Here is a 23,283-nt window from a genome sequence, read left to right on the forward strand (position 1 = left end):
GCGAATTAGCGATGCTTTCGGAAAATCTTGAATTAGATTTGACGAACCAGTAGCAAAAAGGGCATCATTTGATGCCCTTTTTCTGCACTCAACATTATTTTTGCTGTTTTCTTGTTCAGAAGTGGGTTGGGCGCAGAGCAAGATTAAGCAAAGATGCTTAATCTTAAGAAGAGTACGCTGATTTTTTCAGCGATATGGAGTTTGCCCTGCAACAGCGGGGTTGTTGTCGTCTATATTAAGACTTGTAACAGGTTGGTTTTATGAAAGCAAATAATGCTGAAACTCCTGATAGCTCAAACGCAGCAGATACGTTTAAGTGGTTAGCCGCTTTCGTATTGGCAGCTGCCGCTGTTGTGGGTAATTACCTGTATGGTGAAATGTCTGTAGTGGTTCGTGCTGCAGGCGTTGTTGTTCTTATTGCAGCTGCCTTAGGCGTTGCAGCAACAACGACTAAAGGTAAAGCAGCGATCAGTTTTGCAAAAGAATCGCGTATGGAAGTACGTAAAGTTGTTTGGCCTACTCGCCAAGAAACCATGCAAACAACACTGATCGTTTTAGCTGTAAGTATTGTAATGGCTCTAGTGCTATGGGGTATTGACGGAATTATGGTTCGTCTAGTAGCTCTAGCAACTGGGGTATAGAGGGTTTTTATTCATGAGTGAAGCTCCAAAAAAACGCTGGTATGTGGTTCAAGCCTTCTCTGGATTTGAAGGTCGTGTAGCTCAATCTCTGCGCGAGCATATCAAAATGCACGGCATGGAAGAGCTATTCGGTGAAGTACTGGTTCCTACTGAAGAAGTAGTGGAAATGCGCGCGGGTCAGCGTCGCAAATCTGAGCGTAAGTTCTTCCCAGGTTACGTCCTTGTTCAGATGATTATGAACGATGAATCATGGCACCTAGTACGCAGTGTGCCGCGTGTCATGGGCTTCATTGGTGGTACCTCAGACCGTCCGGCACCTATCACGGATAAAGAGGCTGACGCGATTCTTAATCGTCTTGAGAAAGCGAGTGAAGCGCCTCGTCCACGTACAATGTACGAAGCGGGTGAAGTGGTACGTGTTAACGAAGGTCCATTTGCTGACTTCAACGGTACTGTTGAAGAAGTGGATTACGAGAAGAGCCGCCTGAAAGTGTCTGTCTCGATCTTTGGTCGTGCGACACCAGTTGAGCTTGAATTTGGTCAGGTTGAAAAGCTGGACTAAGACTCTTCGTTAAAGAGTATAAAAAATCACCTTTTTAGGGTTGTATAAGGCGCGGATTATGACTATAATTTCGCGCCTTTTTACTTCAAGTGAAGTAAAAAGTTTCTTACACAAACGGGGAGCTGATCCGCGATTAGCGTTTGTACCCAAACTTAGGAATTATCATGGCTAAGAAAGTTGAAGCTTACATCAAGCTACAAGTTGCTGCTGGTATGGCTAACCCTAGTCCACCAGTAGGTCCTGCACTAGGTCAACACGGTGTGAACATCATGGAATTCTGTAAAGCGTTCAACGCAAAAACAGAATCTATTGAGAAAGGTCTACCAACTCCAGTAGTTATCACAGTATACAGCGACCGTTCTTTCACGTTCGTAACTAAGACTCCACCTGCTGCTGTTCTTCTTAAGAAAGCTGCTGGCGTTAAGTCTGGTTCAGGTCGTCCAAACACTGAAAAAGTTGGTACTGTAACTGACGCTCAAATCCAAGAAATCGCAGAAACTAAAGCTGCTGATATGACTGGTGCTGACATCGAAGCGATGAAGCGTTCTATCGCTGGTACTGCTCGTTCAATGGGCCTAGTGGTAGAGGGTTAATAAGATGGCAAAACTAACTAAGCGCATGCGCGTAATCCGCGAAAAAGTTGACGTAACTAAAGAATACGAAATCAACGAAGCTGTTGCTCTTCTTCAAGAACTAGCGACTGCGAAATTCGTTGAGTCTGTAGACGTTGCTGTTAACCTAGGCATTGATGCTCGTAAATCTGACCAGAACGTACGTGGTGCAACTGTACTACCTCACGGTACTGGCCGCGAAATCCGCGTTGCAGTGTTCACTCAAGGTGCTAACGCTGAAGCAGCTAAAGAAGCTGGCGCAGACATCGTAGGTATGGAAGATCTTGCTGAGCAAGTTAAGAAAGGCGAAATGAACTTTGACGTAGTTGTTGCTTCTCCAGATGCAATGCGCGTTGTAGGTCAACTAGGTACTATCCTAGGTCCTCGCGGTCTTATGCCAAACCCTAAAGTTGGTACTGTAACTCCTAACGTTGCTGAAGCGGTTAAAAACGCTAAAGCTGGTCAGGTTCGTTACCGTAACGACAAAAACGGCATCATCCACACTACTATCGGTAAAGCAAACTTCTCTGCTGAGCAGATCAAAGAGAACCTAGAAGCACTTCTAGTTGCTCTGAAGAAAGCTAAGCCATCTTCAGCGAAAGGTACTTTCCTGAAGAAAGTAAGCATCTCTACTACTATGGGTGCTGGTGTTGCTGTTGATCAGGCTAGCCTGAACACTCAAGCATAATTTATTTGCTTAGGCGCAAAATTAGTGTATAATTTTGCGCCTAATATTTGTGGTTGGGGCTGAACTTTGGTTCTTTGAACTGTCTCCTAGTTCGAAATGAATTAAGACCCAGTCTCCGTCCAAGACCGTAGGTGTTTGTGTAAAAACAAACTTAATTATCCTACGTAGATGGTGCCCGAACTGACAGAAAGCTCTATGTAATATAGTTAACTTTCTTCTGGGGAAGCACCTCAATAGCTCTCACTGTCGTGATGATAGTGAGTGGTGTAACGACAACCAGGAGTAAATCCAAGATGGCTTTAAACCTTCAAGACAAAAAAGCAATTGTTGCTGAAGTCAACGAAGCTGCCAGTGGTGCACTTTCTGCAGTTGTAGCTGATTCTCGTGGCGTTCAAGTTGGCGCGATGACTTCTCTACGTAAACAAGCTCGTGAAGCTGGCGTTTACATGAGAGTTGTTCGTAACACTCTTGCTCGTCGTGCGGTTGAAGGTACTGAGTACGAGTGTCTAACTGACACTTTCACTGGTCCTACACTAATCGCATTCTCTAATGAGCACCCAGGTGCTGCAGCGCGTCTTTTCAAAGACTTCGCTAAAGAGAACAAAGATTTCGAGATCAAAGCTGCTGCTTATGAAGGCGCTTTAACTGACGCTGAAGTACTAGCAACACTACCAACTTACGACGAAGCAATTGCACGCCTAATGATGTGCATGAAAGAAGCTTCGGCTGGCAAGCTGGCGCGTACTATCGCAGCTATCCGCGATCAAAAACAAGAAGCAGCGGCATAAGCCTTGCTTTTTACTGGTTGCTTAATAAACTTATTGTTGACTTAAAAGAGAATTGTTATGTCTATTACTAACGAGCAAATCCTAGACGCAGTTGCAGAAATGTCTGTAATGCAAGTTGTTGAACTAATCGAAGCAATGGAAGAGAAATTCGGTGTTTCTGCTGCTGCTGCTGTTGTAGCTGGCGGCGCTGCTGGTGGCGAAGCTGCTGCTGAGCAAACTGAATTCGACGTAATCCTAGAAGCTGCTGGCGGTAACAAAGTTGCTGTAATCAAAGCAGTACGTGGCGCAACTGGCCTAGGTCTTAAAGAAGCTAAAGCTCTTGTAGACGGCGCTCCAGCACCTCTTAAAGAAGGTGTTGAGAAAGCAGAAGCTGAAGCTCTTAAAGCTCAGCTAGAAGAAGCTGGTGCAACTGTTGCTGTTAAGTAATTATTGCATAGTTTCTTAGCCTAACGGCTAATTGGCTGGTGGTTTTTTAACCACCGGCCTTTTTGCGCTGTAGGGTATAGGCGAATTTTCCCGCTGTTTAAGCGCCTGATATCCATGCAAAAAACATTTCATTCTTACGAAATGAAATGTCACTACAGTAAACAGCTATATTAGTCACTGTCCCTTACCCCCCTTAAGTAACTAGGAGCGGGCGGACAGTTTGGGTCACTTATCAGCGAGCTGAGGAACCCCATGGTTTACTCTTATACCGAGAAAAAGCGCATCCGTAAGGACTTTGGTACTCGTCCACAAGTTTTGGACATTCCATACCTGCTATCGATCCAGCTCGATTCGTTCGACAAATTCATCGAACAGGATCCTGAAGGTCAATACGGTCTTGAAGCCGCTTTCCGTTCTGTATTCCCGATTCAGAGCTACAACGGCAATTCTGAGCTGCAATACGTTAGCTACCGTCTTGGTGAGCCAGTTTTTGACGTTAAAGAATGTCAAATCCGCGGTGTAACTTACTCAAAGCCACTACGTGTAAAACTACGCCTAGTTATCTTTGATAAAGACGCGCCAGCAGGTACTGTAAAAGACATTAAAGAACAAGAAGTCTACATGGGTGAAATTCCACTCATGACAGACAATGGTACCTTCGTAATTAACGGTACCGAGAGGGTTATCGTATCCCAGCTGCACCGAAGCCCAGGCGTGTTCTTCGACAGCGATAAGGGTAAGACCCACTCTTCAGGTAAAGTTTTATACAACGCACGTGTTATTCCTTACCGTGGTTCATGGCTTGATTTCGAGTTTGATCCTAAGGATAACTTGTACGTTCGTATCGACCGCCGTCGTAAGCTACCAGCATCGATCATTCTTCGTGCACTAGGTAAGTCGACAGAAGAAATCCTAGATCTCTTCTTCGAGAAAGTGAACTTCGAAGTGAAAGACCAAACCCTATTGATGGAGTTGGTTCCAGATCGTCTACGTGGTGAAACTGCGTCATTCGACATCGAAGCGAATGGTAAAGTTTACGTTGAGCAAGGTCGTCGCGTAACAGCTCGTCATATCCGCCAACTAGAAAAAGATGGTGTTGATCACATCGAAGTACCAGTTGAGTACATCGTAGGTAAAGTTGCATCAAAAGATTACATTAATGAAGCAACTGGCGAGATCATTGTTAACGCTAACCAGGAAATCAGCCTGGAAGCACTAGCGAACCTATCTCAGGCTGGCCACAAAGCGCTAGAAGTTCTATTTACGAACGATCTAGACCACGGTCCATTCATGTCAGAAACACTACGTATCGACAGCACGGTTGATCGTATTTCTGCATTGGTAGAAATCTACCGCATGATGCGCCCTGGTGAGCCGCCAACAAAAGAAGCTGCAGAAGCTCTATTCGAAAGCCTATTCTTCTCTGAAGAGCGTTACGATCTATCGACTGTTGGTCGTATGAAGTTCAACAGCTCTATCGGCCGTGAAGATGCTCAAGAGCAAGGCACACTCGATGAAACTGATATCATCGAAGTGATGAAGAAGCTGATCGCGATCCGTAACGGTAAGGGCGAAGTGGACGATATCGACCACCTAGGCAACCGTCGTATCCGTTCTGTAGGCGAAATGGCTGAGAACCAGTTCCGTGTAGGTCTAGTACGTGTTGAGCGTGCAGTTAAAGAGCGTCTAAGCCTAGGCGATCTTGACGCAATCATGCCTCAAGACTTGATCAACGCGAAGCCAATTTCAGCGGCAGTTAAAGAATTCTTTGGCTCTTCACAGCTTTCACAGTTCATGGACCAAAACAACCCGCTATCAGAAGTAACGCACAAGCGTCGTATTTCTGCATTGGGTCCTGGCGGTCTAACTCGTGAACGTGCTGGCTTCGAAGTTCGTGACGTACACGTAACGCACTACGGTCGTCTATGTCCTATCGAAACGCCTGAAGGTCCAAACATCGGTCTGATCAACTCTCTATCTGCGTTTGCGCGTTGTAACGAGTACGGTTTCCTAGAGACACCATACCGTCGCGTTGTAGATGGCGTAGTAACAGACGAAGTAGATTACCTGTCTGCAATCGAAGAAGGCCAATTTGTTATCGCTCAGGCGAACGCTAAGCTAAACGAAGATGGTACTTTTGCAGATGAGCTGATCACAGCTCGTCAGAAAGGTGAATCTGGTCTACACCCTCGTGAGCACGCTCAGTACATGGACGTTGCGACAAACCAGGTTGTATCTATCGCTGCATCGCTTATCCCGTTCCTAGAACACGATGATGCGAACCGTGCATTGATGGGCGCGAACATGCAACGTCAGGCAGTTCCGACACTGAAAGCTGACAAACCGCTTGTTGGTACTGGTATTGAACGTAACGTAGCCGTTGACTCAGGTGTAACTGCAGTTGCGAAACGTGGTGGTGTAATCCAGTCAGTAGATGCTTCTCGTATCGTTGTTAAAGTAAACGAAGAAGAGCTAGTACCAGGTGAAGCTGGTATCGATATCTACAACCTAACTAAATACACACGCTCTAACCAGAACACATGTATTAACCAGCGCCCATGTGTGATGCCAGGTGAGCCTGTATCACGCGGTGACGTTCTTGCTGATGGTCCTTCAACAGACCTTGGTGAACTAGCGCTTGGTCAAAACATGCGTATCGCGTTCATGCCTTGGAACGGTTACAACTTCGAAGACTCGATCTTAGTATCTGAGCGCGTAGTTCAAGAAGACCGCTTCACGACAATCCACATTCAAGAACTTACTTGTGTGGCGCGTGATACTAAGCTGGGATCTGAAGAGATCACAGCTGATATTCCAAACGTAGGTGAATCTGCTCTGTCTAAACTAGACGAGTCAGGTATCGTTTACATCGGTGCTGAAGTTAAGGGTGGCGACATCCTAGTTGGTAAAGTAACACCTAAGGGTGAAACTCAGCTAACGCCTGAAGAGAAGCTACTACGTGCTATCTTCGGTGAAAAAGCATCTGATGTTAAAGATACTTCACTACGTGTACCTAACTCTGTATCAGGTACGATCATCGACGTTCAAGTCTTCACTCGCGATGGCGTAGAGAAAGACAAGCGTGCGCTTGAAATCGAACAGATGCAGCTTAAAGAAGCGAAGAAAGACCTAACTGAAGAATTCCAGATTCTTGAGGGCGGCCTTCTAAACCGTGTTAAAGCTGTATTGATTGAAGGCGGTTACTCTGAAGCGAAACTAGACACGACTGATCGTAAGAAGTGGCTAGAGCTAACGCTAGAAGATGACGCACTACAAACTCAGCTTGAGCAACTTGCTGAGCAGTGGGACGAGCTAAAAGCTGACTTCGATAAGAAGTTCGAAACTAAGCGTCGTAAGATCACTCAAGGTGATGATTTAGCACCTGGCGTACTCAAGATCGTTAAGGTTTACCTAGCGGTTAAACGTCGCATTCAGCCTGGTGATAAGATGGCGGGTCGTCACGGTAACAAGGGTGTAATCTCTAAGATCAACCCTGTTGAAGACATGCCATACGATGAAAAAGGTCAGCCTGTAGACATCGTACTTAACCCACTGGGTGTACCTTCGCGTATGAACATCGGTCAGATCCTAGAAGTACACTTAGGTCTGGCAGCGAAAGGTATCGGTGACAAGATCAACCAGATGGTTAAAGAGCAGCAAGAACTAGCGAAATTCCGCGAGTTCCTACAAAAAGTTTACGACCTAGGCGACACTCGCCAGAAAGTAGATATTGCTTCTCTATCTGATGATGAAGTACGTACTCTGATCAAGAACTTGCGTGGCGGTCTACCAATCGCGACTCCTGTATTTGATGGCGCTCCAGAAGAGTCAATCAAAGCACTTCTTGAGCTAGCCGATCTACCAACATCAGGTCAGTTAACACTGTTTGATGGTCGCACAGGTGATGCGTTTGAGCGTCCTGTAACTGTTGGTTACATGTACATGCTGAAACTGAACCACCTTGTTGATGACAAGATGCACGCTCGTTCAACTGGTTCGTACAGCCTAGTAACTCAGCAGCCACTAGGTGGTAAAGCTCAGTTCGGTGGTCAGCGTTTCGGTGAGATGGAAGTATGGGCACTAGAAGCATACGGTGCTGCGTACACGCTACAAGAAATGCTAACGGTTAAGTCGGATGACGTTAACGGCCGTACTAAGATGTACAAAAACATCGTAGACGGTAACCACAGCATGGAACCTGGCATGCCAGAATCGTTCAACGTACTGTTGAAAGAGATCCGCTCGCTAGGTATCAACATCGAGCTAGAAGACGAAGAGTAATCCTTTCTCTCTTGATGAAAGTCGAGAGAATCAAAGCGATTATTTGGAAGAAGGTGCTCACTTTAGCGAGTGAGCTCCTTTTAACTCCTTACAGGAGCTGATTGTGAAAGACTTATTAAACTTTCTAAAAGCACAGCATAAGACCGAAGAATTTGATGCAATCAAAATCGGTCTATCTTCACCAGACATGATCCGTTCATGGTCTTTCGGTGAAGTTAAAAAACCTGAAACGATCAACTATCGTACGTTCAAACCTGAACGCGATGGTCTGTTCTGTGCGCGTATCTTTGGTCCAGTTAAAGACTACGAATGTCTTTGTGGTAAGTACAAGCGCCTGAAGCACCGTGGTGTTATCTGTGAGAAGTGTGGTGTAGAAGTTACACAAACTAAAGTTCGTCGTGACCGTATGGGCCACATTGAACTGGCTTCACCAGTAGCTCACATCTGGTTCCTAAAATCGCTACCGTCTCGTATCGGTCTACTAATGGATATCCCTCTACGTGATATCGAACGTGTTCTGTACTTCGAAATGTACGTAGTAACAGAGCCTGGTATGACTGATCTAGAAAAAGGTCAGATGCTTACTGAAGAAGAGTATCTAGATCGTCTAGAAGAGTGGGGCGACGAGTTCACTGCTAAGATGGGTGCGGAAGCTATCAAGGACCTACTAGGTTCTATGGATATGCACGCTGAAGCAGAACAAATGCGTGAAGAGTTAGAGACAACAAACTCTGAAACTAAGCGTAAGAAAGTAACTAAGCGTCTTAAGCTGGTAGAAGCGTTCATCGCATCGGGTAACAACCCAGAGTGGATGATCCTAACTGTACTTCCAGTACTTCCGCCAGATCTACGTCCTCTAGTACCTCTAGATGGCGGTCGCTTTGCGACTTCTGATCTTAACGATCTATACCGTCGTGTGATCAACCGTAACAACCGTTTGAAGCGTCTTCTAGAGCTAGCTGCTCCGGACATCATCGTACGTAACGAAAAACGTATGCTGCAAGAGTCTGTTGATGCGCTACTAGATAACGGTCGTCGTGGTCGTGCGATCACAGGTTCTAACAAGCGTCCTCTGAAATCTCTTGCTGATATGATCAAGGGTAAACAAGGTCGTTTCCGTCAGAACCTTCTAGGTAAACGTGTAGACTACTCTGGCCGTTCTGTAATCACAGTAGGTCCATACCTTCGTCTACACCAGTGTGGTCTTCCTAAGAAGATGGCACTTGAGCTATTCAAACCATTCATCTACAGCAAGCTAGAGACTCGTGGTCTTGCGACTACAATCAAAGCTGCTAAGAAAATGGTAGAGCGTGAAGAAGCGGTCGTTTGGGATATCCTAGACGAAGTAATCCGTGAACACCCAGTACTATTGAACCGTGCACCGACACTTCACCGTTTAGGTATCCAGGCGTTCGAACCAGTACTGATCGAAGGTAAAGCGATTCAGCTACACCCACTTGTTTGTGCGGCGTACAACGCGGACTTCGATGGTGACCAGATGGCGGTTCACGTACCTCTAACTCTAGAGGCGCAGCTTGAAGCTCGTACTCTGATGATGTCGACAAACAACATTCTGTCGCCAGCGTCAGGTGATCCGATCATCGTACCTTCTCAGGACGTTGTATTGGGTCTGTACTACATGACTCGTGAAAAGATCAACGTGAAAGGTGAAGGCATGTACCTTTCTGGCCCAGAAGAGGCTGAGAAAGCATACCGCACTAAACAAGCTGAGCTTCACGCACGCGTTAAAGTACGTATTACAGAAACCGTTGTAGACGAAGACGGCAACAGCACTACAGAAACCAAGATGGTAGACACCACCGTTGGTCGTGCAATGCTATGGCAAATCGTGCCAGCTGGTCTACCGTACAGCATCGTTAACCAAAAGCTAGGTAAGAAGCAAATCTCTAACCTACTTAACGAGGCGTACCGTAAACTAGGTCTGAAAGACACAGTAATCTTCGCTGACCAAATCATGTACACAGGTTTCGCATACGCGGCACTTTCTGGTGTATCTGTTGGTATCGACGATATGGTTGTACCAGCAGCTAAGTACACTGAAATCGCAGAAGCGGAAGAAGAAGTACGTGAAATCCAGGAACAGTACCAATCAGGTCTTGTTACTGCGGGCGAACGCTACAACAAAGTTATCGATATCTGGGCATCGACCAACGACCGTGTTGCGAAAGCAATGATGGAAAACCTTTCATCTGAAACGGTAGTTAACCGTGACGGTGAAGAGGAACAGCAAGAGTCATTCAACAGCATCTACATGATGGCGGACTCGGGCGCTCGTGGTTCTGCAGCACAGATTCGTCAGCTTGCGGGTATGCGTGGTCTGATGGCGCGTCCAGATGGTTCAATCATCGAAACGCCGATCACAGCGAACTTTAAAGAAGGTCTAAACGTACTTCAGTACTTTATCTCAACGCACGGTGCTCGTAAGGGTCTTGCGGATACGGCACTGAAAACAGCGAACTCGGGTTACCTAACTCGTCGTCTAGTAGACGTTGCTCAAGACGTTGTTGTAACTGAACATGACTGTGGCACTCACGAAGGTGTCGACATGATGCCTCACATCGAGGGTGGTGATGTTAAAGTTGCACTTTCTGAGCTTGCTCTTGGTCGTGTTGTTGCTGAAGACGTACTAAAACCTGGCACTGAAGACGTTCTTATTCCACGTAACACCCTGATCGATGAGAAGTGGTGTCAAATCATGGAAGAGAACTCAGTAGACAGCATGAAAGTGCGCTCTGTAGTAACGTGTGATTCTGACTTCGGTTGTTGTGCACAGTGTTACGGTCGTGACCTAGCACGTGGCCACCTAGTGAACCAAGGTGAAGCAGTAGGTGTTATTGCTGCTCAGTCTATCGGTGAACCAGGTACACAGCTTACCATGCGTACGTTCCACATCGGTGGTGCGGCATCGACAGCAGCGGCAGAGAACAGTGTTCAAGTTAAGAACAACGGTTCTATCAAGCTACACAACGCTAAATCTGTACTGGCAGATGACGGTAAGATCGTTATCACTTCTCGTGCGACAGAGCTAACTATTATTGATGAGTTTGGTCGTACGAAAGAGAAACACAAACTGCCTTACGGTACGCTACTAAGCAAAGGCGATGGCGATACAGTTCAAGCTGGCGAAACAGTTGCAAACTGGGAAGCGCACACACTACCTATCATTACTGAGGTAGCAGGTCGCATCCAGTTCGTAGATATGATCGACGGCGTAACAGTATCTCGTCAAACTGATGACCTAACTGGTCTATCTTCAAGCGAAGTAACTGACCCAGCAGCTCGCCCTTCAGCAGGTAAAGATATGCGTCCAGCTATCAAACTTGTTGACGAGCAAGGTAACGATGTAATGATCCCTGGTACTGATATGCCAGCTCACTACTTCCTACCTGGTAAAGCGATTGTAAACATCGAAGATGGCGCAGCAGTAGGTGTTGGTGCGACACTAGCACGTATTCCTCAGAAGTCTGGCGGTAACAAAGATATCACCGGTGGTCTTCCACGAGTTGCTGACCTATTTGAAGCACGTAAGCCGAAAGAGCCTGCAATCCTTGCTGAGCACACAGGTACTGTGAGCTTCGGTAAAGAGACCAAAGGTAAACGTCGCTTAGTGATCACACGTGAAAGCGGTGAAGCTTACGAAGAGATGATTCCTAAGCATCGTCAGTTGAACGTATTCGAAGGTGAAAAAGTTGAACGTGGTGACGTGATCGCAGATGGTCCAGAGTCTCCACACGACATCCTACGTCTACGTGGCGTACACGCGGTAACGCAGTACATTGCTAACGAAGTACAGGAAGTTTACCGTCTACAAGGCGTTAAGATTAACGATAAGCACATTGAAACTATCGTTCGTCAGATGCTACGTAAGTGTACTATTACTCACTCTGGTGACTCTGAGTTCCTACCTGGTGAGCAGATTGAGTACTCACAAGTTAAGATTGCTAACCGTAACCTAGAAGCTGAAGGCAAAGAGCCTGCACGTTTCGAACGTGAACTACTAGGTATCACTAAAGCATCTCTAGCGACTGAGTCGTTCATCTCTGCGGCATCGTTCCAGGAGACAACTCGCGTACTAACAGAAGCAGCGGTTTCTGGTAAGCGTGATGACCTACGTGGTCTGAAAGAGAACGTAATTGTTGGTCGTCTGATCCCAGCTGGTACTGGTTTCGCATACCACCAAGAGCGTCAAGCTAAACGTTCTGAAGCGCAAGATGGTCCTTCTGCTGAGCAAGCAACGGACAACCTAGCGGCACTTCTAAACGCTGGTTTCTCTTCTGAAGAGTAAGCCATTTAACGAGTAATCGTTAGAAGCTTAAGAAAAAAGGCACCTTCGGGTGCCTTTTTAGTTTTTATCCTGCCTTTTTCTTCGAGAGGGTTCTTAGAGAAGGTAATAGTGATAAGGCTAGAAACAAAAAAGACCGACGATGATCGTCAGTCTTTTCTATCCTTCAGTCTCTGAATATTCGCAAACACTAAGCCCCTGGGGGCATAGACAGACTTTCTGCGATCTGCTGTATCAGATAGTCCTCGACTTCAAATCGAGTCTCAAGAATTTCGCCAATGAGACACATATCAGAATCGAAATCATCTAATTCATCATCTTCAGTAACTTCTGAGTACTTATCGTTAAAGTTCAATAGTGGTTCAGTTGTCAGGACTATTTGGCCATAAGTTTGATTGATCTCATTGGTCACGACAAAGCCAGTCGCTTTCCAGCGATCCATAACCATGTCATAGATTTTAAAATGGCCCTCGGAGATGTAATCAACGAGATGCTGACAGAAATCCTGCAATTCGGAAGGAGATGGGAGTTCAATAACATTGGTTTTCGAACAAGGTTGCAGTGCTGCAAGCTTACAATATTCAACAATCAGGGATTGTCTTGTCTCTAACCAGTGATCAATGACATCACTTGAGCCACCCCACTGGTCTTGTGTTTGTTTGAATTTTTTTAGCATGACCATGCCCTCATGATCTGATCGCCTGTTGGCGAACGTATCCTTTGCAAAGCAAAGTTAGTAAAGTTATTACAAACTCTTGTCCTTACTAGAATTTAGAGTGCAAATTTACTTAACGACAAACTCTAGTATGAAATTAGATTGCCAGTAAAATGAACGAACTTCAAGCAAAGGGATGGTGTAATGTTAAGAAAAGGTGATGTTAACCGCGCGATAAATGCATACTGGTGTGTTGTTGCAGGAAGTGAAATTTGGCTGGTGGATGGTGCTGTGCCTTTCGGGTCTGCAGAGCAGTTATCACTGCCTGAAGTGAGTGCAAGAACCATTGGTGAGTATTCAGGTTCGCCCGTCATGTGGCTTAATTTGTCTGATCTGGAGCATGATCTACCATTAGTCTCACTACGCGACTGCCTGCATTTTCCTGAGCCATTATTTATGTTGTTAAGTAAAGCGGTCCAGTATGGGCACATGACGCAAAGTCTGCGTTTTTGCCCACAGTGCGGTGGAAGAAACTTTCTTAATAATAACCAGTTAGCTATGCAGTGTGGCGAATGCCGTACTCTCCATTATCCTCGAATATTTCCATGTATTATCGTTGCTGTGCGTAAAGAGAATCAGATCTTATTGGCTCAACATCCAAGGCATCGAAATGGTATGTATACCGTTATTGCCGGCTTCTTAGAAGTTGGTGAGACATTAGAAGAGTGTGTGGCTCGAGAAATTCATGAAGAAACAGGAATTCTCGTTAAAAATATTCGTTACTTTGGCAGCCAGCCTTGGGCTTTCCCATCGAGTATGATGATGGGGTTTTTAGCTGACTATGAATCGGGAGAGTTAATTCCAGACTACACTGAGCTGTCTGATGCACAATGGTTTGGTATTGACGAGATGCCGCCTGTTGCGCCTAAAGGAACGATTGCAAGAGCGCTTATCGAACAAACGCTACAAGATATTGATTCTAATTATCTGATAAATAGATAAAAAAAACCCTCCGAGAGGGAGGGGGTAAGTAAGATGTCGTTATGAGATGCTGAGTACTGGGTACTCAGTTTATAATTGTAGTTTTCGCTAGCGAACAAATTTTTAACACTGATACCGATTGGGTGCAAATTAAGCATTGATTTAAAAGTTAATAACTTGATCCAGGTTGCAAAGCACACAGCTATTGGACTTAAATCAGTGATAGAATACCCCCTTTCACAGAAAGCCTAACAGTTGGAATTACGGAATGACTGAATTAAAAAATGATCGTTATCTGCGTGCGCTTTTAAAAGAGCCGGTAGATTACACGCCAGTATGGATGATGCGCCAGGCAGGTCGTTACCTACCAGAATACAAAGCGACTCGTGCAGAAGCGGGTGATTTCATGTCTTTGTGTCGAAATGCAGAATTAGCATCCGAAGTGACACTTCAACCATTACGCCGTTTTCCTCTTGATGCCGCGATCTTATTCTCGGACATCTTAACGATTCCAGATGCAATGGGGCTTGGTTTACGTTTTGCTGCGGGCGAAGGACCTGTTTTTGATAACCCAATTACATGCAAAGCTGACGTGGAAAAAATTGGTTTGCCAGATCCAGAAGGTGAACTGCAATATGTAATGAACGCAGTACGTCAGATCCGTAAAGACCTTAAGGGTGAAGTGCCGTTAATTGGCTTCTCTGGTAGCCCGTGGACTCTTGCTACGTACATGATCGAAGGTGGCAGTTCTAAAGCCTTCACCAAGATCAAGAAAATGATGTACGCGGAACCACAAACTCTGCACTTACTTCTAGATAAGCTGGCAGACAGCGTTATCGAGTACCTAAACGCGCAAATTAAAGCAGGCGCGCAGTCGGTAATGGTATTTGACACATGGGGTGGCGTACTGACGCCTCGTGACTACAACCTGTTCTCACTGCAATACATGCACAAGATTGTAGATGGTCTGATTCGTGAAAACGATGGTCGCCGCGTGCCAGTCACACTGTTTACTAAGAATGGCGGTATGTGGCTTGAGCAAATCGCAGCAACGGGCTGTGATGCGGTTGGTCTAGACTGGACAATCAACATTGCAGACGCGAAAGCACGTATCGGTGATAAAGTGGCGCTGCAAGGTAACATGGACCCATCCATGCTTTACGCTTCACCAGAGCGCATCCGCGAAGAAGTATCGGATATCCTAGAAGGCTTTGGTGATACGGGTACTGGTCATGTGTTCAACCTAGGCCATGGTATCCACTTGGATGTACCGCCAGAAAACGCGGGCGTGTTTGTGGAAGCGGTACACGAGTTATCTAAGCCATACCACAAGTAAGTTAGATTTTTTGCAATCAAATGCCGGCATTCAGTGCCGGTATTTTTTTTACCTAAAATTCAATTTTTATCTGAAACTCAAGGTTGTACAGCTCTAGTAGTATTTGGCCTACTATGATCTAATTACTATTTAGTCTGTACGTTTATTTTTTAATCTCATTATAAACAACAGCTTAGCGGTTTTGTGTTTGTGTGATCATTTTCTTGTACAGATAAAAAATCAATTAGATCATGGGTAACCTAAAGCATCGAGTGAACGCGTTTTTTAAGGTATGGCACGACTTCAGATTCAAACCAAGGATTCTTCTTTAACCACAATGTATTGCGTGGAGAAGGATGAGGAAGCGGGATAAAATCAGGTTCCCAATCCTGCCATTGCTGAACGGTTTGCGTGAGTGTCTTTGGTTTGTTGGTGAGATAGTACTGCTGTGAGTACTGACCAATCAGTAGCGTCAGCTCTATATTGGGCAACTGCTCGAGAATCTTTTTGTGCCAAGCGGGCGCACACTCTTTGCGAGGAGGTAAATCGCCAGAGTTCCCCTTGCCTGGATAGCAGAAGCCCATCGGGACAATGGCTATTTTGTTTGGGTCGTAGAAAATGTCTTTGTCGATATCGAGCCATTGGCGTAACCGATCGCCGCTTGGATCGTTCCAAGGTATCGAGGTTTTGTGCACACGCGTCCCCGGCGCTTGTCCGATGATTAGGATGCGTGCGTCTTTTGCGGCTTGTACGACAGGGTTTGCGCCCAAAGGTAAATTATCCGCGCAGATCTGGCAGGCCCTCACTCGCTGCAATAGCTCGTCTAACGACATTCTTAGTAACCCTTTTCGAAATCCACTTGATAATTTAATGAAAACCCATCGCGCCAGCGTAGATAGTTGTTAGCAAAAATCTCGATGACTTGCTCGGGAAAACTCAGCGCAGCAATGTGTGGAGTGATGGTGACTTGCGGTAGTTTCCAAAACGGATGTTCTACCGACAACGGTTCTTGCTCAAACACATCTAAGAAGGCGTGTTCTACCCAACGGTTTTTCAGAGCGAAGAGCAACCCTGCCTCATCCAGTACGTCGCCACGACCTACGTTAAACAATAACGCCTGATTTAGTTGGCTGAGCGTTTGACGATTAAGTAACTGTCGCGTCTCCGGTGTACTTGGTAGGGTATTCACAACAATGTCGGCTTGTTCAAATGCCTTACTTAGTTCACTGATATGAAAGGTCTGATGAAACTCACCACCTGAGGTCGGAATACCTGTGCGGTTCATACCGATGGTTTTTATTCCCATTGCTTTAGCGGCATTGCCCAAATAACACCCAATGCTACCAGTACCGAGAATCACCATGGTTTTACTTTGTAATGATGTATAGAGGTGAGGCTGCCATTGTTTGTTTTGTTGCTGCTGGTGGTATCGGGCAAAGTGGCGGTAATGGGCAATACTGTAACCCAAAACATATTCAGCAATCAGTGGACCAAAAATGCCTCGAACGTTAGTTAGAGTATAGTCCTGACGAAGGCTAGGGGATGTTAAGGCGTTGACACCAGCAAACGTGGATTGCACCCATTCAAGCTGTGAAAATTCGTCTAAGCTTTGTGATAGTAAGGGTGGGTCCGCTAGTACGATCTGAGCGGCTTCTGGTTCGTCGGTGAGGCAAAGATCGGGCAGATTTTTCTCTGCCAGTAACGTTTTGTAGGTGTCGCGATGCTCTGAGAGCAGGAAAATCTGATTTGAATGCGGCATTAACTTTTTTCCCTGTGATGAATCAAGTACACTTTCGCTGTTTTTTTCTTCAATGATTGAGTGACTATGCTTAAGAATCCTCTTCAGGTTCGTTTAGAAAAACTAGAACCTTGGCAACAAATTACCTTTATGGCGTGTCTGTGTGAACGCATGTATCCAAACTATGCGATGTTTTGTGAGAATACAGAATTTGCTGACCCGCGTGCGTACCGAGCGATTCTTGATAGTGTATGGGAAATTTTGACAGTTAAGAACGCGAAAATTAACTTCGAACGTCAATTAGAGAAGTTAGAAGAGTTGTTCCCAAGTGCGGATGAGTTCGATTTTTACGGGGTTTATCCAGCGATGGACGCGTGTCAGGGTTTGTCTACGTTACTGCATGGCCTATTGGACCGCGACTACCTTTTCGATTCAATGCTTAAAGTGAGCCAACAGTCGGTACAAACCGTTGCTGATCTAGAGCAAGCGCAAGGTGCAGAGCCAATCACCAACGACAATCAGAAAGAAAATGAAGCCGTATGTGAAGAATGGGACGTGCAGTGGGCTATTTTCCGTCCACTGCGTGAAGCGGTAGAGCGTGATATCAGCTTGATTAAAGATTTACGTGAAGAGTTACGTGAAGAAGGTGTGAGCAATATCGGTATCGCACTTTAGTCGTTGAATAGATAGAAAAAGGCATCCCAAATGGATGCCTTTTTGTTTGCGGCGTTTGAGCAGTTATGCCCAATGCTGATTACGATTCTTTAGAGCCTGGTTTTGTCGCTTCTTGAGTTTCTGGCTCCTTGTGATGCTTCTCCAGTTCTTCCTCTTCTTCATCGTCATCGCGGCTTTCGATTACGCCGTGCATCTCTTTCCAACTTTCCCAACGTTGGTAAGCCAGCTCCTGCATGTCGGTACTTTTATCCGCTTCATCGATGATTTCTTCACCCACGAGGTGTTCAAAAATATCCTCCAACGTCACCAAGCCTTGCACAGTACCGTATTCGTCAACGACAAGGGCTAGCTGTAGGCGATGAGTCATCATTTGGTCAAACACTTTCGGTAAAGTCGTGTTGTTTAGCACCACTTGAATCGGGCGCATGATTGCTCCCAGTTGTTTCTGTCCACAACCTGATTGTTGGAGTTTGAACAACTCAAGGCGGTGCACAAAACCAATGATGTTGTCTTTCTGCTCGCTATAAACCAATGGGCGTGAGAAAGGCGTATCCTTGTGTTTTTCTAGGAACTCATTGATGGTCATCGTGGCATCGATACGGAATACCACAGGACGTGGCGTCATAACCTGCGTTACAGGTACATCTTGGATGCCCAGCAGGTTGCTTAAGATTTTTGATTCACCCTCGGCAAATTCACCGCTTTCACGTGCCAGAATCGCCATTGCCGACAGTTCATCACGCATCTTGGGTGCTTCGTGGTTACGAGCAAGACGCTTGGTGATTTGCTCTGAAAACCATACGAATGGCGTTAGCGCCCATACCATCCAGCGTAATGCGACTGCCGCGGTTGGCGCCAATTGACGCCAGTAAGTTGCGCCAATTGTTTTCGGTACGATTTCTGAAAGCACCAAGATCGCCAGTGTGAGCACTGCCGAAAAGATACCTAACGCTTCGCTACCAAATACCACCGCAGCTTGTGCACCAGCAGTGGCCGCGCCGATGGTATGAGCGATGGTATTTAGAGTTAGAATGGATGCCAATGGTCGGTCGATATCTGATTTTAGCTTAGCCAGTTGCCCAGCTGCGGGATGCCCCTGTTGATTGAGCTGCGCAATGTAGCTCGGACTGATACTCAGCAGTACCGCCTCCAGCACCGAACAGATAAACGAAATGCCGATTGCAATAGAGATATAAATGGATAACAGCAGCATAGTTGCCCTTGAATGTAGTTTGATAGTGGTTATTTGCAGCTATTATAACCGCAAAAGTGCCTTATAAATTGGTCCAAATACCTTGGAAAGCAAGGGTTTTCAGGGGGTATGTGGTAACAAATTGTGAGTTATTACTCATATTATGGCTAAAAGTACGTCAGAAAATCGAAAGATCGCTTACAAACCTTTGCCAGATGGGGCATTTATGTTTTAGAGTGAGACGAATTCGATAACCTATGAGAAGGGAAACCTAATGAACAAGACCCAATTAATCGACTTTATCGCAGAGAAAGCAGACCTATCAAAAGCACAAGCAAAAGCTGCTCTTGAAGCGACTCTTGATGGTGTAACTGGTGCACTTAAAGAGGGTGACCAAGTTCAACTAATTGGTTTTGGTACATTCAAAGTAAACCACCGCGCTGCACGTACTGGTCGTAACCCTAAGACTGGTGACGAGATTCAAATCGCAGCAGCTAACGTACCTGCATTCGTAGCAGGTAAAGCGCTGAAAGAATCAGTAAACTAAGTTAGAATGCACCGAGGTATCCTGCCTCGGTGCAACTTCATGAAAAAACATCTACTCGCTTCACTTCTCTTATCTAGCTTTACCCTTTTTGGCTGTTCGTCGGTTGAAACTCCTAATTTAGAACAATTCACTCACTTCTCTGGCGGCAAAGTTGCTGGAGACGCAAGTAGCTTGTACTGGATGACCGAGAAACTCACTCGCGTGAGTACGGCTGCTGATTACGTAACGATGGGGGATAATGGCTGGTTTCAAAGTGACTACCGTTGGGATGACGGTGAGCTTCGAGAGTTGATTCGAAAAGGTGAGCAAGTTGATACCAAGCAAGAGTTGGTGCCTTTTCAAATCCACATCCGTTTTAATAAAGATGGCGAAGCGGTTTACCAACAATATCGCGTTAATCGTAAAGTCTTACCACTTCAGCATGAACAATTAGAACGTTACAAGACAGAAGCGAATGATGTAGTGGCGTCGGTCAAGGCGCAGTCTCGTAACAGTCAGAGCCTCATTCAAGGTTATTGGAATGGCTAATCGTTTGAAACCTGCAAAGGTAAAGCGTTCTCGACACTCGAGTTTAATCAGACGTTGCCAAAATTTATTATCGAGCGTCTCTCATCTGTAGACAGTTACGTGGCTTTTGTCGGCAAGCAGTCACGAAATAAAGCAACGGTTGATGAACTGTTGATGCTCAATGATGATGACTTTGATTGTGTACCACGACCAGCATTACTCGCTGAGTAAGCTTGGTGAGACTTACTTGCTGACAGAGTAATAAAAAAGGCGCTGAATGCGCCTTTTGTTTTTTAGCCAACTTAAGTTGTTTTTATTTTTCTTGCTCACGTGCAATCGCACGGTAGCCGATGTCACTGCGATGGAACATGCCGTCCCAACTGATCTGTTTTGCAAGCTCGTAAGCGCGTTGCTGCGCTTCTGATACGCTGTTGCCCAACGCAGTTGCACACAATACGCGACCACCATTTGTTACGATGTTGCCATCTTTATTGTCTGTACCCGCGTGGAAGACTTTCTCGCCTTCAATTTCAACTTGTGGCAGACCAGAGATCACATCGCCTTTGTTGTACGCTGCTGGGTAACCACCGGCTGCGAGTACGATACCAATCGACGCACGTGGATCCCATTTTGATTCAACTTGATCCAGTTTTTGGTCAATCGCAGCCAAGCAAAGATCAACCAGATCCGATTCCATACGCATCATGATTGGTTGTGTCTCTGGATCACCGAAGCGGCAGTTGTACTCGATCACTTTAGGCGTACCATCTTTGTCGATCATCAGACCCGCGTATAGGAAACCTGTGTATGGGTTACCTTCTGACGCCATGCCACGTACCGTTGGGTAAATGACTTCTTCCATGATGCGGTTGTGAATTTCTGGTGTTACCACAGGAGCTGGCGAGTACGCGCCCATGCCACCAGTGTTAGGACCTGTATCTTTGTCACCTACGCGTTTGTGATCTTGGCTGGTGGCCATTGGCAGAACGTTCTCACCATCCACCATCACGATGAAGCTTGCTTCTTCGCCATCTAGGAACTCTTCGATAACCACGCGGCTGCCTGCGTCACCAAATGCGTTGCCTGCTAGCATGTCTTTGATTGCGTCTTCGGCTTCTTCTAGCGTCATTGCCACAATCACGCCTTTACCAGCCGCAAGGCCGTCGGCTTTCACCACAATCGGCGCACCTTGCTCACGCACGTAAGCAAGCGCTGGTTCAATTTCTGTGAAGTTTGCGTATGCACCGGTTGGGATTTGGTGACGAGCAAGGAAGTCTTTAGTAAACGCTTTGGAGCCTTCAAGCTGCGCTGCGGCTTGGGTAGGGCCAAAGATTGGTAAGCCCGCTTCGCGGAACGCATCAACCACACCAATAACCAATGGTGCTTCTGGGCCAACGATAGTCAGTTCAATCGCCTTTTCTTTGGCGAAAGCAACAAGGCCAGCGATGTCTTCTACATCGATGTTTACGTTCTCTAGTTTTGGCTCTAGTGCCGTACCTGCGTTGCCTGGAGCAATGAAAATAGTCTCAACATTTGGGTTTTGCGCTGCTTTCCAGCCTAGCGCATGTTCACGACCGCCTGAACCAATGATTAAAACTCGCATATGAAAATCCTTAATCTTATAAATACTGTTTACTCAAAGTATTTGATGATGTGGCTAGGCTACAATTGAGCCCATCCCGGAAACATAGCCAGCTACGTAACCGGGGTGGGCGAAAGCAGCTAACGACGCCACAGTGCCAAATACGAAGAGGAAATTAGTGGCGGAAGTGACGCATACCCGTGAAGATCATCGCCATGCCGTGCTCATCTGCTGCTGCGATAACTTCGTCGTCACGCATTGAGCCACCTGGCTGAATTACGCACTTAATGCCGGCTTCTGCTGCGGCATCGATACCGTCGCGGAATGGGAAGAAAGCGTCAGATGCCATTACGCTACCGGCAACTTCTAAGCCTTCATCTGCGGCTTTGATGCCGGCAATCTTCGCTGAGTAAACGCGGCTCATTTGGCCAGCGCCTACACCGATAGTCATGTCACCTTTCGCGTAAACAATCGCGTTTGATTTCACGTATTTCGCTACCTTCCAGCAGAATAGGGCGTCTTTTAGCTCTTCTTCTGTAGGTTGACGCTTAGAGACCACTTTAAGGTCATCCAGACTAACCATACCTTGGTCACGGTCTTGAACTAGCAGGCCGCCGTTAACGCGTTTAACGTCAAAGTCTGTTGTTTTAGTTGTCCACTCACCACACTCAAGTAGGCGAACGTTTTTCTTCGCTGCAACCACTTCAATCGCTTCCGCTGAAACAGAAGGTGCGATAATCACTTCAACGAATTGACGCTCAACGATAGCGCTAGCCGTTTTTGAATCTAGCTCTTGGTTGAATGCAATGATGCCGCCGAACGCTGACGTTGGGTCAGTTTGGTAAGCGCGGTTGTACGCTTCGAGGATGTCTTTACCTAGCGCAACGCCACATGGGTTGGCGTGTTTTACGATTACACATGCAGGTTCGTTGAACTCTTTCACACACTCAAGTGCTGCGTCCGTGTCTGCAATGTTGTTGTAAGAGAGGGCTTTACCTTGGATTTGGCGAGCAGTAGAAACAGACGCTTCTTGTGGGTTTGCTTCAACGTAGAATGCAGCTGCTTGGTGGCTGTTTTCACCGTAGCGCATGTCTTGCTTCTTCTCGAATTGCTGGTTGAAAGTACGTGGGAATTTAGACTCTTCATCACCTTCTTTGTTCTCACCGTAAGATGGAACCATGGTGCCGAAGTAGTTTGCGATCATGCCATCGTAAGCGGCAGTGTGTTCAAAAGCAGCGATGGCAAGGTCGAAGCGAGTTTCGAGAGTGAGAGATTTCTTGTTCGCGTCCATTTCAGCGATAACGCGATCGTAATCATGAGCGTTCACAACGATAGTCACGTCTTTGTGGTTTTTCGCTGCAGAGCGGACCATCGTTGGGCCGCCGATATCGATGTTTTCAACCGCGTCAGCTAGTGTACAGCCTTCTTTTGCAACGGTTTCTGCGAATGGGTATAGGTTAACAACGACCATGTCGATTGGATTGATGCCATGTTTTGCCATCACGTCGTCATCTTGACCACGACGACCAAGTACACCACCGTGAACTTTCGGGTGAAGCGTTTTAACGCGGCCGTCCATCATTTCTGGGAAACCTGTGTAGTCAGAGACTTCTGTTACTGCGATGCCTTGTTCGGCAATTAGGCGTGCTGTACCACCAGTAGATAGGATATCGACACCGCGCTCAGCAAGAGCTTGTGCAAACTCAACAATACCTGTTTTGTCTGATACGCTGATAAGCGCACGGCGAATAGGACGAGCGTTATTCATGCTTCCATTTTCCTCAAATTCAC

The 23,283-nt window shown here is 46.2% G+C and carries 18 protein-coding genes and 1 pseudogene; 13 read left to right on the forward strand and 6 right to left on the reverse strand.

The window, feature by feature from the left end:
• Positions 1-260 precede the first annotated feature (260 nt).
• From secE to rpoC, 8 genes are all read left to right on the forward strand, one after another.
• Positions 261-641 (forward strand): preprotein translocase subunit SecE, encoded by a 381-nt coding sequence (gene secE, locus EX191_RS21475; protein WP_005397258.1) that lies wholly within the window; start codon positions 261-263, stop codon positions 639-641.
• Between the two features lie 13 nt (positions 642-654).
• Complete coding sequence (gene nusG, locus EX191_RS21480; protein WP_005384681.1) at positions 655-1,203, forward strand: transcription termination/antitermination protein NusG; 549 nt, start codon at positions 655-657, stop codon at positions 1,201-1,203.
• Between the two features lie 164 nt (positions 1,204-1,367).
• Entirely contained in the window at positions 1,368-1,796 is a 429-nt protein-coding gene (rplK, locus tag EX191_RS21485) for a 50S ribosomal protein L11 (protein WP_005384682.1), read from the forward strand.
• 4 nt (positions 1,797-1,800) lie between these two features.
• Positions 1,801-2,502, forward strand: coding sequence for a 50S ribosomal protein L1 (rplA, locus tag EX191_RS21490; RefSeq protein ID WP_005384683.1), 702 nt, complete (start codon positions 1,801-1,803; stop codon positions 2,500-2,502).
• 293 nt (positions 2,503-2,795) lie between these two features.
• Positions 2,796-3,290 (forward strand): 50S ribosomal protein L10, encoded by a 495-nt coding sequence (gene rplJ / locus EX191_RS21495; protein WP_005397270.1) that lies wholly within the window; start codon positions 2,796-2,798, stop codon positions 3,288-3,290.
• 57 nt (positions 3,291-3,347) lie between these two features.
• Positions 3,348-3,716, forward strand: coding sequence for a 50S ribosomal protein L7/L12 (gene rplL, locus EX191_RS21500; RefSeq protein WP_005397273.1), 369 nt, complete (start codon positions 3,348-3,350; stop codon positions 3,714-3,716).
• Positions 3,717-3,968: 252 nt separating this feature from the next.
• Positions 3,969-7,997, forward strand: a complete 4,029-nt coding sequence (gene rpoB, locus EX191_RS21505) for a DNA-directed RNA polymerase subunit beta (protein ID WP_005397275.1) — start codon at positions 3,969-3,971, stop codon at positions 7,995-7,997.
• A gap of 103 nt (positions 7,998-8,100) precedes the next feature.
• Positions 8,101-12,303 (forward strand): DNA-directed RNA polymerase subunit beta', encoded by a 4,203-nt coding sequence (rpoC, locus tag EX191_RS21510; RefSeq protein WP_005397277.1) that lies wholly within the window; start codon positions 8,101-8,103, stop codon positions 12,301-12,303.
• A gap of 187 nt (positions 12,304-12,490) precedes the next feature.
• Here rpoC and EX191_RS21515 read toward each other — a convergent pair whose 3' ends face one another.
• Positions 12,491-12,982 (reverse strand): Rsd/AlgQ family anti-sigma factor, encoded by a 492-nt coding sequence (locus tag EX191_RS21515; protein WP_031780615.1) that lies wholly within the window; start codon positions 12,980-12,982, stop codon positions 12,491-12,493.
• Positions 12,983-13,159: 177 nt separating this feature from the next.
• Here EX191_RS21515 and nudC point away from each other — a divergent pair, with 177 nt between their 5' ends.
• Positions 13,160-13,957, forward strand: a complete 798-nt coding sequence (nudC, locus tag EX191_RS21520) for an NAD(+) diphosphatase (RefSeq protein WP_104969906.1) — start codon at positions 13,160-13,162, stop codon at positions 13,955-13,957.
• Positions 13,958-14,204: 247 nt separating this feature from the next.
• Positions 14,205-15,272 carry a uroporphyrinogen decarboxylase gene (gene hemE, locus EX191_RS21525; protein WP_048625623.1) on the forward strand — a complete coding sequence of 356 codons (1,068 nt, stop codon included), beginning with the start codon at positions 14,205-14,207 and terminating at the stop codon, positions 15,270-15,272.
• A gap of 239 nt (positions 15,273-15,511) precedes the next feature.
• Here hemE and EX191_RS21530 read toward each other — a convergent pair whose 3' ends face one another.
• Positions 15,512-16,084, reverse strand: coding sequence for a uracil-DNA glycosylase family protein (locus tag EX191_RS21530; protein ID WP_048625622.1), 573 nt, complete (start codon positions 16,082-16,084; stop codon positions 15,512-15,514).
• A gap of 2 nt (positions 16,085-16,086) precedes the next feature.
• Entirely contained in the window at positions 16,087-17,010 is a 924-nt protein-coding gene (locus EX191_RS21535) for a D-2-hydroxyacid dehydrogenase (RefSeq protein WP_182037332.1), read from the reverse strand.
• A gap of 66 nt (positions 17,011-17,076) precedes the next feature.
• On the opposite strand from EX191_RS21535, the gene EX191_RS21540 reads away from it, so the two are divergent.
• Positions 17,077-17,664 carry a YjaG family protein gene (locus tag EX191_RS21540; protein ID WP_005382520.1) on the forward strand — a complete coding sequence of 196 codons (588 nt, stop codon included), beginning with the start codon at positions 17,077-17,079 and terminating at the stop codon, positions 17,662-17,664.
• 79 nt (positions 17,665-17,743) lie between these two features.
• Here the strand turns inward: EX191_RS21540 and EX191_RS21545 are convergent, their stop codons facing one another.
• Entirely contained in the window at positions 17,744-18,877 is a 1,134-nt protein-coding gene (locus tag EX191_RS21545) for a hemolysin family protein (RefSeq protein WP_005397285.1), read from the reverse strand.
• A 253-nt stretch (positions 18,878-19,130) separates the two neighbouring features.
• Here EX191_RS21545 and hupA point away from each other — a divergent pair, with 253 nt between their 5' ends.
• Entirely contained in the window at positions 19,131-19,403 is a 273-nt protein-coding gene (hupA, locus tag EX191_RS21550; protein WP_005382524.1) for a nucleoid-associated protein HU-alpha, read from the forward strand.
• Between the two features lie 39 nt (positions 19,404-19,442).
• A pseudogene (locus EX191_RS21555) lies at positions 19,443-20,141 on the forward strand (DUF1481 domain-containing protein).
• An 82-nt stretch (positions 20,142-20,223) separates the two neighbouring features.
• On the opposite strand, the gene purD reads toward EX191_RS21555, so the two are convergent.
• Both purD and purH read right to left on the reverse strand, forming a co-directional pair.
• Positions 20,224-21,513 carry a phosphoribosylamine--glycine ligase gene (purD, locus tag EX191_RS21560; protein WP_046874616.1) on the reverse strand — a complete coding sequence of 430 codons (1,290 nt, stop codon included), beginning with the start codon at positions 21,511-21,513 and terminating at the stop codon, positions 20,224-20,226.
• A gap of 154 nt (positions 21,514-21,667) precedes the next feature.
• Complete coding sequence (gene purH / locus EX191_RS21565) at positions 21,668-23,260, reverse strand: bifunctional phosphoribosylaminoimidazolecarboxamide formyltransferase/IMP cyclohydrolase (RefSeq protein WP_193448452.1); 1,593 nt, start codon at positions 23,258-23,260, stop codon at positions 21,668-21,670.
• Positions 23,261-23,283: the final 23 nt, after the last annotated feature.

The organism is Vibrio chemaguriensis (genome assembly GCF_012275705.1).
Classification (GTDB): Bacteria; Pseudomonadota; Gammaproteobacteria; order Enterobacterales; family Vibrionaceae; genus Vibrio; species Vibrio diabolicus.

Excerpts from the sequence above, each read along its gene's own strand:
- nudC (WP_104969906.1), top strand. The coding sequence starts at position 13,160 with ATGTTAAGAAAAGGTGATGTTAACCGCGCGATAAATGCATACTGGTGT.
- rplL (WP_005397273.1), top strand. The coding sequence starts at position 3,348 with ATGTCTATTACTAACGAGCAAATCCTAGACGCAGTTGCAGAAATGTCT.
- hupA (WP_005382524.1), top strand. The coding sequence starts at position 19,131 with ATGAACAAGACCCAATTAATCGACTTTATCGCAGAGAAAGCAGACCTA.
- EX191_RS21540 (WP_005382520.1), top strand. The coding sequence starts at position 17,077 with ATGCTTAAGAATCCTCTTCAGGTTCGTTTAGAAAAACTAGAACCTTGG.
- secE (WP_005397258.1), top strand. The coding sequence starts at position 261 with ATGAAAGCAAATAATGCTGAAACTCCTGATAGCTCAAACGCAGCAGAT.
- purD (WP_046874616.1), bottom strand. The coding sequence starts at position 21,513 with ATGCGAGTTTTAATCATTGGTTCAGGCGGTCGTGAACATGCGCTAGGC.
- EX191_RS21530 (WP_048625622.1), bottom strand. The coding sequence starts at position 16,084 with ATGTCGTTAGACGAGCTATTGCAGCGAGTGAGGGCCTGCCAGATCTGC.
- rplA (WP_005384683.1), top strand. The coding sequence starts at position 1,801 with ATGGCAAAACTAACTAAGCGCATGCGCGTAATCCGCGAAAAAGTTGAC.
- EX191_RS21535 (WP_182037332.1), bottom strand. The coding sequence starts at position 17,010 with ATGCCGCATTCAAATCAGATTTTCCTGCTCTCAGAGCATCGCGACACC.
- EX191_RS21515 (WP_031780615.1), bottom strand. The coding sequence starts at position 12,982 with ATGGTCATGCTAAAAAAATTCAAACAAACACAAGACCAGTGGGGTGGC.
- EX191_RS21545 (WP_005397285.1), bottom strand. The coding sequence starts at position 18,877 with ATGCTGCTGTTATCCATTTATATCTCTATTGCAATCGGCATTTCGTTT.
- rplJ (WP_005397270.1), top strand. The coding sequence starts at position 2,796 with ATGGCTTTAAACCTTCAAGACAAAAAAGCAATTGTTGCTGAAGTCAAC.
- rplK (WP_005384682.1), top strand. The coding sequence starts at position 1,368 with ATGGCTAAGAAAGTTGAAGCTTACATCAAGCTACAAGTTGCTGCTGGT.
- rpoB (WP_005397275.1), top strand. The coding sequence starts at position 3,969 with ATGGTTTACTCTTATACCGAGAAAAAGCGCATCCGTAAGGACTTTGGT.
- purH (WP_193448452.1), bottom strand. The coding sequence starts at position 23,260 with ATGAATAACGCTCGTCCTATTCGCCGTGCGCTTATCAGCGTATCAGAC.
- hemE (WP_048625623.1), top strand. The coding sequence starts at position 14,205 with ATGACTGAATTAAAAAATGATCGTTATCTGCGTGCGCTTTTAAAAGAG.
- nusG (WP_005384681.1), top strand. The coding sequence starts at position 655 with ATGAGTGAAGCTCCAAAAAAACGCTGGTATGTGGTTCAAGCCTTCTCT.